This window comes from Bradyrhizobium sp. (assembly GCF_049691595.1).
In the GTDB taxonomy this organism is placed as follows: domain Bacteria; phylum Pseudomonadota; class Alphaproteobacteria; order Rhizobiales; family Xanthobacteraceae; genus Bradyrhizobium.
The window spans coordinates 1-10557 of the sequence record NZ_JBAVNZ010000140.1; the positions used below are offsets into that span (position 1 = coordinate 1).

At 63.9% G+C, this 10557-nt stretch carries 11 protein-coding genes; 3 read left to right on the forward strand and 8 right to left on the reverse strand.

The window, feature by feature from the left end:
• The 8 genes from WCE35_RS06120 to WCE35_RS06155 form a co-directional block, all read right to left on the reverse strand.
• Positions 1-760 (reverse strand): hypothetical protein (locus WCE35_RS06120; protein ID WP_424592450.1); only part of this gene is annotated, 760 nt, incomplete at its 3' end.
• On the reverse strand, positions 757-1548 hold the full coding sequence (locus WCE35_RS06125; RefSeq protein WP_424592451.1) for a creatininase family protein: 792 nt from the start codon (positions 1546-1548) through the stop codon (positions 757-759). The genes WCE35_RS06125 and WCE35_RS06120, both read right to left, overlap by 4 nt.
• Before the next feature lie 117 nt (positions 1549-1665).
• Positions 1666-2451 carry a putative DNA-binding domain-containing protein gene (locus tag WCE35_RS06130; RefSeq protein WP_424592452.1) on the reverse strand — a complete coding sequence of 262 codons (786 nt, stop codon included), beginning with the start codon at positions 2449-2451 and terminating at the stop codon, positions 1666-1668.
• Complete coding sequence (locus tag WCE35_RS06135; protein ID WP_424592460.1) at positions 2448-3296, reverse strand: DUF692 domain-containing protein; 849 nt, start codon at positions 3294-3296, stop codon at positions 2448-2450. Before WCE35_RS06135 ends, WCE35_RS06130 begins: the two co-directional genes overlap by 4 nt.
• A gap of 197 nt (positions 3297-3493) precedes the next feature.
• Positions 3494-3751, reverse strand: a complete 258-nt coding sequence (locus WCE35_RS06140; protein ID WP_424592453.1) for a hypothetical protein — start codon at positions 3749-3751, stop codon at positions 3494-3496.
• A gap of 197 nt (positions 3752-3948) precedes the next feature.
• The gene (locus tag WCE35_RS06145; protein WP_424592454.1) at positions 3949-4212 is read right to left on the reverse strand and encodes a hypothetical protein; all 264 of its coding nucleotides are present in this window, start codon (positions 4210-4212) and stop codon (positions 3949-3951) included.
• Positions 4213-4764: 552 nt separating this feature from the next.
• Positions 4765-5229, reverse strand: coding sequence for a DoxX family protein (locus WCE35_RS06150; protein WP_424592455.1), 465 nt, complete (start codon positions 5227-5229; stop codon positions 4765-4767).
• 148 nt (positions 5230-5377) lie between these two features.
• Positions 5378-6109, reverse strand: a complete 732-nt coding sequence (locus WCE35_RS06155; protein ID WP_424592456.1) for a cytochrome c biogenesis CcdA family protein — start codon at positions 6107-6109, stop codon at positions 5378-5380.
• 333 nt (positions 6110-6442) lie between these two features.
• Between WCE35_RS06155 and WCE35_RS06160 the strand changes: the two genes are divergently transcribed.
• The 3 genes from WCE35_RS06160 to WCE35_RS06170 all read left to right on the forward strand — a co-directional run.
• A complete protein-coding gene (locus WCE35_RS06160) occupies positions 6443-8491 on the forward strand; it encodes an adenylate/guanylate cyclase domain-containing protein (protein ID WP_424592457.1) in 2049 nt (682 codons plus the stop codon).
• A 168-nt stretch (positions 8492-8659) separates the two neighbouring features.
• Positions 8660-9856 (forward strand): ABC transporter substrate-binding protein, encoded by a 1197-nt coding sequence (locus tag WCE35_RS06165; protein WP_424592458.1) that lies wholly within the window; start codon positions 8660-8662, stop codon positions 9854-9856.
• A gap of 21 nt (positions 9857-9877) precedes the next feature.
• The coding region (locus WCE35_RS06170) for a branched-chain amino acid ABC transporter permease (RefSeq protein ID WP_424592459.1) at positions 9878-10557 on the forward strand (680 nt) is incomplete at its 3' end.

The following is a 10557-nucleotide window of genomic DNA, read 5'->3' on the forward strand; positions in this document are numbered from 1 at the left end:
GATTGCCGCCGGCTTCGATCACGCCGCGCATCGCGTCCTGCAAGCCGAGGCGATTGCCGGTGCGCTTGCGGATTTCGATATCGGCGAGCAGGCAGAATATCGCGCCGCCCCAATATTTCCGGCCCCAGCTGTCGGTGTTGTCGAGGCCCTGGTCGTCGGCTTGCGGCAGGCCTTTCGGCATGTCGCGCGCCATCGCCTGCCAGATTTCCCTGGCGCTTAGATCGCCGGACTGCACGCGTGCAACCGGCTCGACGTAAACCGCGAGCCCTTCCGACAGCCAGGCGTTGCGATCGTCCATGTCGGGCAAAGCCAGATGCACCATCTCGTGCACCATGACCCAGTCGCGCCGCAGATCGTCCTCGCTGGCATCGCGCCCGATCAGCACGCGGATGGCGGCGCCGCGATAAGCCCAGGTCGTGCCGCCGCGTACGCGCGCGCCATCGACGGGCACCAGCAGCAGTCTCAGCGAGCTGACGGGAAACCGGCCGTAATAGGTCGAGACCGCCTTCGCCGACGTCCTGATCCAGTCCAGTATCTTTTCTTGGGGCAGGGCGATGTTGCCGGGCGCCAACGCGACCTGGATGGTGCCGCCGGGCACGTCGAGGTCGGTCTTCGGCAACTTGTCGAAGGCATCATAGGGCATGCGATTGCCGCGCATGAATTCCGATTGCGCATCGGCATGGAAGGAGGCCACGCCTGCCAATGTCGCCGCCATCAGCGCCGCCACGACGATCCAGCGAAATCTCGCGGTGCTCTTCACAGGAATTTGCCTCGGATCGGGTTCGGTCGCTGCTTGCCAACTGGCTGCTCGGCCATCAAGGCCGCCACCTGTTCGGTGAGATCGCCGAGCATCGCCGCCAGCAGGATTTCACCCTTGGCCGATGTCGCCAGGGTCGGATCGCCGTAGCTGCCGGAGCGGCTGTAATTCGGCGAATTGCTGTCGAAGGACGTCAGACGACCCGGCACCTGCTGCTTCAGGGCCGGGCTTGCTTCGGCGCGCGCCATGTCGACGCGTTGCGGCGCCAGCGCCAGCATCAGCGAAGTCTCGAGTTCGTCGGCATGGCCGCCATGGCTCTGCCCGGCCAGCGCCTCGGCGGCGCGCCGGTAGCGCGGGCCTTCGTGAATCCGCAAATGCATGACCTGGCCGGCGTCGAGACGCGCCAGCGCGCGTTCGACCGGGGCCAGCGTGCTGATCCCGGTATCGAGCACCAACAGCGATATGCAGCCGGCGTCGAGGATTCCAGTGGCGATCTCATGCACGACAGCCTCGAATGTCGATGCCGACAGGCTGCTGCTGCCGGCGTATTCGACAAAGGCGGGATAGTATCCGTAAGTCACGGTCGGCCAGATCAACGCGCCGATCGGTTCGGCCACTCTCGCCGCCAGCAGCTCGGCCTGAATGCGGTCGGTATTCAGCGGCAGATGGAATCCGTGCTGCTTGGTCGCGGCGCCGATCGGCAGAATCGCGGTGCTGCCCCCGGCAATGCGCCGCGCGACTTCGTCCCAGCTCAGGTTCTCGATAAAATTCCGACCGGCGTCCGTGCCCATGGGGCGGACCTTTCATCTAGAGCGTGATGACTTTTCTTCGAGTCGTCATCTCGCTCTATCTCTTTGTTTGAGCATGATCTGTTCGGAAAACCGGTACCCACTTTTCCGGATCATGCTCTAGTCGCCGACCGAGACGGCGGTCAAACTTCCCGATGTGACCCAGCCATGCAGATAGCCGGCGCCGCGCGCGGCCGCGCCGTCGGGGTCGTCATAGGTCGCGAGCATTTCGCAGAGGACGCCGAACGGGATTCCATTGGCGGCTTCGTCCCACATCATCGCTTCCTCGGTGGCCAGCTCGCGAAACATCGGCGTGGTGTCCTGGCGCCAGATCAACAGGCGCGAAGGCTGTTGCAATATTTCCGCATCCGGCGGTGTTTCGTCGTTCTTGAGCGCCAGCCAGATCGCCGAGGCGTTGGTCGCAAGATCGAGCCTCAATGCGCTGGGGTGAGGCCGGAATATCAGATCGTTCCAGATCTCCGGCGCAAACGAGGCCATGTCGGTCAGCTCCAGCACCGGGGCATCGGTCGCGTCGAAGGCGTCGTTGAGCGCCTTTTCCAGCGCGGCGAGATCCGACAGCGCGGGATGATCGCGGTAGGGCTCCGCCGATTTCAGGAAATCGGGCAGGCCTTGCGAAAACCAGCGCAGGTTCGGATGCTCGGATGGCCTTGCCTTGACATAGGCATGGCCCATCTCGTCGAACATCTCGTCGCCGAGATAAAGATGCAGGAGCTCGTGGTCGTTGCGCATGGCCTCGACCAGCCGCGAGCCATAGGCATAGCGGTAGACGCCGAACAGCGTCTCGCGCTTTTCGCGGGGGCTGTCGAGAATTTCGGCCAGAATGCTGTCGTCGCCGGCCAGGATGCCGCGCTGGAACTCGCCCTGCTGCCGCGCAAAATCGCTCATCCCGCAAGCTTGCCCGCCGGCAGGATTTTTTCGGCGATCTCGCGGGTCCTGACGACCTCGAGCAGGAGTTCGTCGAGCGGCGGGATGTTGTCGTCGCGCTCGATCATGGTCGAGACGCGGCCGAACCGCTTCAGGGCCGCGGCGTAGAGATCCCAGACGTCCTCGCACACCGGGTGATCGTGGGTGTCGATGATATGCGTGCCCATATGGCTGTGGCCGGCCATGTGAAACTGCACCACGCGGTCCACCGGGATGCCGTCGAGGAAGGCGAGCGGATCGTAGCCGTGGTTGAAGGCGCTGACATAGACGTTGTTGACGTCGAACAGGAGCCAGCACCCGGAGCGGCGCGAAAGCTCGGAAAGGAATTCCCATTCCGTCATTTCGCAATTGTTGAACTGGACATAGGTGGAGACGTTCTCGAGCACGATGGCGCGGCCGAGAAAGTCCTGCACCAGCTGAACCCGGCTGACGACGTGATCGAGCGCTTCGCTGGTGTAGGGGATCGGCAGCAGATCGTGCAGGTTCTTGCCATGCACGCCGGTCCAGCACAGATGATCAGACACCCATTTCGGCTCGACGCGCTTTGCGAGTTCTTTCAGGCCCTGCAGATAATCGAAATTGGGCGGCGCGGTGGATGCGATCGACAGCGATACGCCGTGCATCACCACGGGGTAGCGCGCGCAAATCCGGTCGAGGATGCGAAGCGGATTGCCGCCTGGCAGCATGTAGTTCTCGCTGATCACCTCGAACCAGTCGATCGGCGGATTGCCGGAGAGGATTTCGTCGTAGTGCTGCGCGCGCAGGCCGAGGCCAAAACCGAGGAACGGCGGCTTGGCGGATGCCATGGCGGATTTCCTGGCGGATTTCTTCGGGCGCTCCGCAAGCGCCGCCGCCGGGGTGTCTGGCAATCTGCTTGCGACGTTCATGATGTCTCCGCGCGAACGGCACCGGCGCATGGCGCGGTGCGGCGTATTTCGCGATCAAATTATCATGGAAAAGAGGCCCGGCCTACACCGGGCCCCGTTCCCGGACTGCCTTCGCGTCAGGCGGGTTCGTACTTGCCCTTGGCGGCTTCGCACTTGTCCTTGGTCATGGCCGAGAAGCCCTGACCCTTGCAGGCGTTCTGGCCCTTGCAGGCATGGTTGCCGCCCTTGCAGGCGCTCTGGCCCTTGCAGGCATTGGCGCCGATGCACTTACCTTCGCCGGCGGCGTAGGTCACGGTCGACATGGTCGCACCCGCCAGGAACAGGGTGGCTGCGGCGGCGGCAATGGCGGCGCCGGACTTGGAAGTCATCTTCATGAGCATCTCCTCGAGAAAGAGTGGGAAGGCGCATCGCCCGCAAGCCGCGTCGGCCACCGCTCACGGACTGCACCAGCTATCACTACGCGCGTTGGCTGGATTTGGTTACGCGGCCCTCCAGCCTTATTTTAGGCCGGCCGTCGAAATGATGGGGGACCCGGCCCGGCCGAGCCCCCTTTGCGTCGGAAAATGGGCGATCAGGACTTGACGTATTTGCCGCCGATGCTGGCGCACTGCTTTTCGCCGGTCATCGAGAAGCCGTTGCCCTTGCAGGCGTTCAGGCCCTTGCAGGAATTGCCATTGCCCTTGCAGGCGCTCTGGCCCTTGCAGGCGTTGCCGGCCATGCACTTGCCCATGGCGGCGTTGGCGGGGGTCGATGTGGTCGATACGACCGAGCCGGCGAGGAACAGGGTGGCAGCGGCGGCTGCGAGCGTCGCACCGGACTTGGAATTCAACTTCATGACGGTCTCCTCGATGATTGTTTGACGAAAAAGTGACGCCGTGCGCATCCGATGATCGTTCGATCACGAACCGCACAACGAACGGAAGGCTCGGACAAGCCGTCAAGTCGCGGGGGCTTCCGCGGAGCAACCGGGGCCACCACGATCTGGGTGCTCGTCCAGGAACAGCTACGGGGCATCGGGTGAATTGGTTACCGAGTTTCGAAAGAAAATTTTCTTTTTTTCGGTTTGGACATCCCGTCTATCGCTAACACCGCCTCCTCAGGAGTATTTCGTTGCGCAACGCGGCAATGATGCGGTCGCGACCGCGCCCTGGGAAATGCGGCGCTTCAACCAATTAGCCGGAACTCGACCCGTCTCGCCGCATTGCACAACAAAATCAGGCCGCTGCGTTCAGTTCAGCGCCGCCCGCGCGGCGATGGCGAGGGCGGCCATGCGGACGAGTTTCATGACATCTCTCCGAGCTCGGTGGTTTCGACAGCTACGACGCCACTGAAATCCGGGCTCAGACTTTCCGTGAGCTCACAGCAACGTGAGAGCTCACGTGAATTCTCAGGTCGATTTCTCGGCATGCCCGGCCGCATTCACCAGCAGCCGATCCAGCGAGGCGGCGCCGGGGCCTGCTATCGCAAGCCACATGAAGGCGGCGAAATAGGTCGCTTCCTCGAAGCCGAGCAGCGTTTCCAGCGAATCGACGTCGCCCCATTTCGCGGACTTGATGGCGACGACCATCACCACGGCGAGCATCGCGGCGGGGATGCGCGTGAACAGCCCGAGGATCAGCATGGCGCCGCCAAAACATTCCACGCCGGACACGAAGGGGGTGAGGATGTTCGGGAAAGGGATGCCCCAGCCGACGAAATTCTCGATCACCTGCGGCAGGTTGGTGAGTTTGCCCCAGCCGCTCAGCAGGAAGGTGTAGCCGACGACGAGCCGCATCAGCAGCGGGCCCGCCCAGGAAAAACAGGACGCGATTCGCGCGGGCAGCAGGATGAGCAGATTGACGATGAAACTCATGGGTACCCCCCTTTCGGAATATTGTCGTTTGGTTGAAACTTCACCGGCGGTCTCAACAAGGCAAAACACGCGCGAACCGACGCGGCCGCGACGGCGGCAACCCCGTCTGGGAGGAGTTTCGCCGCGGCCGGCCGGCCTGTTACGGGTCCTAGCCGAAATTTTGCAGTGCCGGGAAGGTTTCCAGGAGCCAGATGCTGACGCTGGAGACGGCGCCGGTGAGAAAGCCGATGCCGGTGATCACCATCAACACGCCCATCGCCCGCTCGACGCGGTCGAGATGCCGCTTCATCCGCGAAAACAGCGACGAAAACTGCTCGATCATGAACGCCGCCAGCAGGAATGGAATGCCGAGCCCGGCGGAATACACCGCGAGCAGGCCCGCACCCTTGGTCACGGTGGCTTCGGCCGCGGCAATCGACAGGATCGCGGCGAGGATCGGCCCGATACAGGGGGTCCAGCCGAACGCGAAGGCAAGCCCCATGACATAGGCGCCCCATAATCCGACCGGCTTCGGCGCCCTCAGCCGGCCTTCGCGCATCAACAGGCCGATCCGCGTCAGCCCCAGGAAATGCAGGCCCATCACGATGATGACGATGCCGGCGACGATCGAGAGCTCCGCCGACCAGGCGCGGATCAGGCCGCCGACCAGGGAGGCGCTGGCGCCGAGCGCCACGAACACGGTGGAGAAGCCCAGCACGAACACCAGCGCCGAGGCCATCACCGCGCGCTTGGAAGCCTGCACGGTCTCGTCATGGGCCACGTGTTCGATGGTCGCGCCGGTGAGGTAGATCAGATAAGGCGGCACCAGCGGCAGCACGCATGGCGACAGGAAACTGACAAGACCGGCGATCATGGCCGCCGGGATGGAGACGTCGTTCATTGCTTGACCCTGGATATTCGCCGTCCGGCATAACCCCGTCTTGGCGTTTATGAAACCAACAATCCAGAAGTTTCGCGGCGCGCAAGGTTAATTCAGTCGTCATTCCGGGATGCGCCTCTTGGCGCAGGCCCGGAATCCATACTCCCGATCGTGGTTATGGATTCCGGGCTCGTTCGCCTCGCTCACGCCCCGGAATGACAGCTTACTATAATTTGAGTTCACCCCCGCCGCTTCACAGGCCCGTGTCCGGAAAGCCGGGATGGCGCCGCCGGCGAAACAAGCGCTAGGATATTCCGTATTGCGGGTACCAGCCCGCAGGCCAGGAACCCCCGCATGCGCATCGGCATCCGCAGCGCCATCTCAGCCCTCGTCCTGACGTCGATCATCGTCAGCGCCGTCGGCGTGCATCTATTGTGGTGGCGTACCGCCCAGCAGGTCAGCCAGACGCTCGCCGATACCATCAACGACCAGATCGTGTCCGCGGTCGGCGACGAATTGCAGTCGATCACCACCGAGGCGCGATCCTCCGTGACCGCGGTGCGCACGCTGTTTGTCGAAAAAGTGATCGAGACGAGCGACGTCAGGAAGCGCGAATTCGTATTCCTCTCGCAATTGCAGTCGCAGCCGACGATTTCCTGGGTGGCGTTCGCCTGGCCGGACGGATCGTTCTTTGCCGGGCACAAGCTCGGCGATTCCCGCATCGAAATGCTCGAGCTCACCAACCCCGACCGCAAGCTGCGGATCGACCAGTATGAAAATGCCGGCAACGAGATCCGGCTCACGAACCGCCGGGTCGAGGACACCAGATACTCCGTCACCGACCAGGAATGGTTTCGCGAGGCGATCGCCTCCAACGACGATCACTGGTCGACCCTGACGAGCCATCCCGACGGCGAGCGTCCGGCGGCGGCGTTCGCAGCGCCGATCGATATCGACCAGAAGCGGGCCGGGGTGCTGGCGATCATCATCGAACTGACACGGGTTTCGAACTTCCTGTCGCAGCTCACGGTCGGCAAGTCGGCCGGCGCCTTCATCCTCGACCGCGGCGGGGCTGCGATCGCGGCGCCCGATCCGAATGCCGATGAGCTGCATCCGTTGAAGACCGATCATCCGCTGTTTGCGGTCGCGGTCGATGCGGTCAAGCAGGCCGGCCGCGCCTACGACCCCGGCGAGGGCCAGGCGTTTCATGCCCAGGTGACGCGGGAGGGTCGGGCGTATCAGGCGGTGCTGACGCCGATTTCCTTTCCGGGCTGGTCGCTGGTGACGGTCGTGCCGGAGTCGGAATTTCTCGGCCCCGTGCAGGCGACGATCCGGAAACTGCTGATCGGGCTCGCGGTCCTGATCGCCATCGCCGGCCTGCTGTCGGCGTGGCTGGCGCAGCGCCTGATCGCGGCGCCGCTGCTGAAAGTGGTCAACGAGATCCGGCATGTCGAGCGCTTCGATCTCGACAAGGTTCAACGCTATTCGTCGCGGCTGACCGAGATCGAAAATCTCTCCGGCGCGATCGGTGACATGGCGCAGGGGCTCGCCGCGTTCAGGAAATATATCCCCGCCGACCTCGTCAAGCGGCTGATCGGCGACGGCACCGGCGCGCGGCTCGGCGGCGCGGTGCGGCCGATGAGCGTGATGTTCATCGACCTCGCCGGCTTCACCGGCATGTCGGAACGGCTGGGTGACCGCATCATTCCGCTGTTGTCGCGCTATTTCGACGCCGTATCGGCGGAGGTTCAGGGCCATGGCGGCACCATCGACAAATTCATCGGCGACGCCGTGATGGCGTTCTGGGGCGCGCCTTCGGCCAATCCCGATCACGCGCTCGATTGCTGCCGCGCCGCGCTGGCATGCCGGCGCGCCATGGACAAAGCGGGTCTTGCCGACGACAACGGCCAGCCGGTCAAGATCCGCATCGGCATCAATTCCGGCGACATGCTGGTCGGCAATATCGGGTCCGAAGTCCGCCTCAACTACACCGTGATCGGCGACGCCGTGAACATCGCAAGCCGGCTCGAGAGCACCAACAAGGTCTACGGCACCACCATCATCATCGGTCCCGAAACCCGCCGCCTCGCCGGCGACCGCATCGCGGTTCGCGAGCTCGACCGCCTCGCGGTCTATGGGCGCGCGGGTGGACTGCAGATCTACGAACTGCTGGGCATGGTCGATGAGTTCGAAGGCGCGCTCGACTGGGTGACCTGCTACGAAGCCGGTCTGGCCGCATGGCGCGCGCGTGATTTTGCCGCCGCGATCGCCGCGTTCGAACAGGTGCTTGAAATCCGCGGGCAGGACGCGGCGTCGTCGCTGATGATCGCGCGCTGCCGGCAGCAGCGCGACAACCCGGCCGGCGAGGACTGGGACGGCACGAGCGTTGCGCTGACGAAGTAGGGGTAGCGCCATGTCGTGGCCGCGGACCATAAAGGCTGGACAAGCCGTCCCCATCAGGCTCAAATTTGCCTTGGCATACCGACAGCGGCCGTGAGCCGTGGAACACGAACGAAACGGACGTCCCGCAGCCAAAGACGGGCGCCGCAAAGCGAACAGGGAGCGCATTCCATGGCCATTTCACGTCGTGACGTATTATTGGGCAGCGCCGGCGCGCTGGGCGCCGCATCATTTTCGTTTCCGGCGCCCGCCATCGCCCAGTCGGAGCCGATCAAGATCGGCTGCCTGGCTGCGATGACCGGGCCGAGCTCGGCGCCGACCCTCGGCTTTAACCGCGGGGTGAACTTCGCGGTCGACGCCATCAATGCCGCCGGCGGCGTCAAGGGCCGCAAGATCGAACTCATCATCCGCGACACCCAGGGCGATCCCACCAAGGCCGTCAACGCCACGCAGGAAATGATCAGCCAGCTCAAGGTCCATGGCATCTGGGGGCCGCTCAATTCGGGCGAGGCGCTGGCCACCACCCCGATCATGGCGCGGGCGAAGATGCCGAACATCCACCCTTGCGTGGTGGAAACCCTGATCGACACCACCAGGTTTCCCAACGCATTTCGCATGGCGCCGTCCAACAGCCAGTGGGACGACGCCGTCCGCAACTATTGTCTCAACATCCTCAAGGTGAAAAAGATCGCCGTGATCGGCGACACCACCGGCTACGGCGTGACCGCCGTCGGCGCATCGGTGGCGGCGTTCAAGAAGGACGGCGCCGATGTGGTCTATCAGGCCAATATCGATGCGACCCAGCCCGACATGACGCCGGACATGCTGCGCGCCAGGAATGCCGGCGCCGAAGTCATCGTGGTGTGGAGCGTCACCACGGGCATGGAAGCGCGGATGTTCAACACCCGCGCCGCCATGAACTGGGACGTCGCCTTTGTCGGCCATCCGTCGCTGTCGTCGGGCGAGATCGCCGGTCTGGTCGAGAAGCCCGACAACTGGAAGAAGGTCTATGCCATCGGCTACAAGAGCTGCAGCTACGACAGTTCCGGCAAGCTGCCGGCGAAAAGCCAGGACCTCGTCGAACGCCTGACCAAGGCCAAGATCGTGCTGAACGACACGCTGCTGTGGTGGGTCGCCGGCGGCATCGACGCGGTCGAGCTGTTCGCCAAGGCGGTCGAGACCAGCGGATCCACCGACGGCGCCGGCATCACCGCCTATTTGAACTCGCTGACGAAATATCCGGGCTATTTCGGCAACTACACCTTCACGCCGACCCAGCACAACGGCTTTCCGACCGAAGAGATCGTGATGTCGGAGGCTTCGACCGCCAGGAACGGCACCTTCGCGCTGGCGCCTGGATATTCCTGAGGCGCGGACGAGGGCGCGGCAGTGCTCGCCTCCATCCTCGCATCCGGTCTGGCGGCGGGCGCGATCTATGCGCTCGTCGGCGTCACCTACAACACCATGTTCTCGACCTCGCGGGTGATGAGCTTTACCGCCGGCCAGTTCGCGATGCTCGGCGGCGTGTTCGGCTCGATGTTCACGCTGAAGCTCGGGATGCCCATCCTGGCAGGCTTTGTCCTGACGCTGGCCGGATGCGCGATCATCGGCATCATCACCGAATTCGTCGCGGTGCGGCCCGTGCTGAAGAGCCTCGACCAGCATCTCTACGTGCTCTCGACGCTGGCGCTGGCGCTGATGATCCAGCAGGTGGCGGCGATCAAATGGGGCACCGAGCCGCAGCCCTTTCCGCGCCTGATCGGGCTCGGCAGCGGAGTTTGGGATGAAAAGTTCTGGCTGCCGGTGGTGGTCTGCGCGATCACCATCGTCGGCCTCGAATATCTCTATCGTCGCACCCTGGTCGGTCGCGCTTTCATCGCCATCGCCGAGGACAATTTCGCCGCGCGCGCCCTTGGCCTGCCCGAGCGCAACCTGCGCGTCGCAAGCTATGCGCTTGCCGGCGTGATCGGCGGCATCGCCGGATTTTCCGGCGGCGAATTGCTGCTGGCGTTCTTCGCCAACGGCGCGCTATTGAATTTCTACGGCTTCGTGCCGGTGGCGCTCGGCGG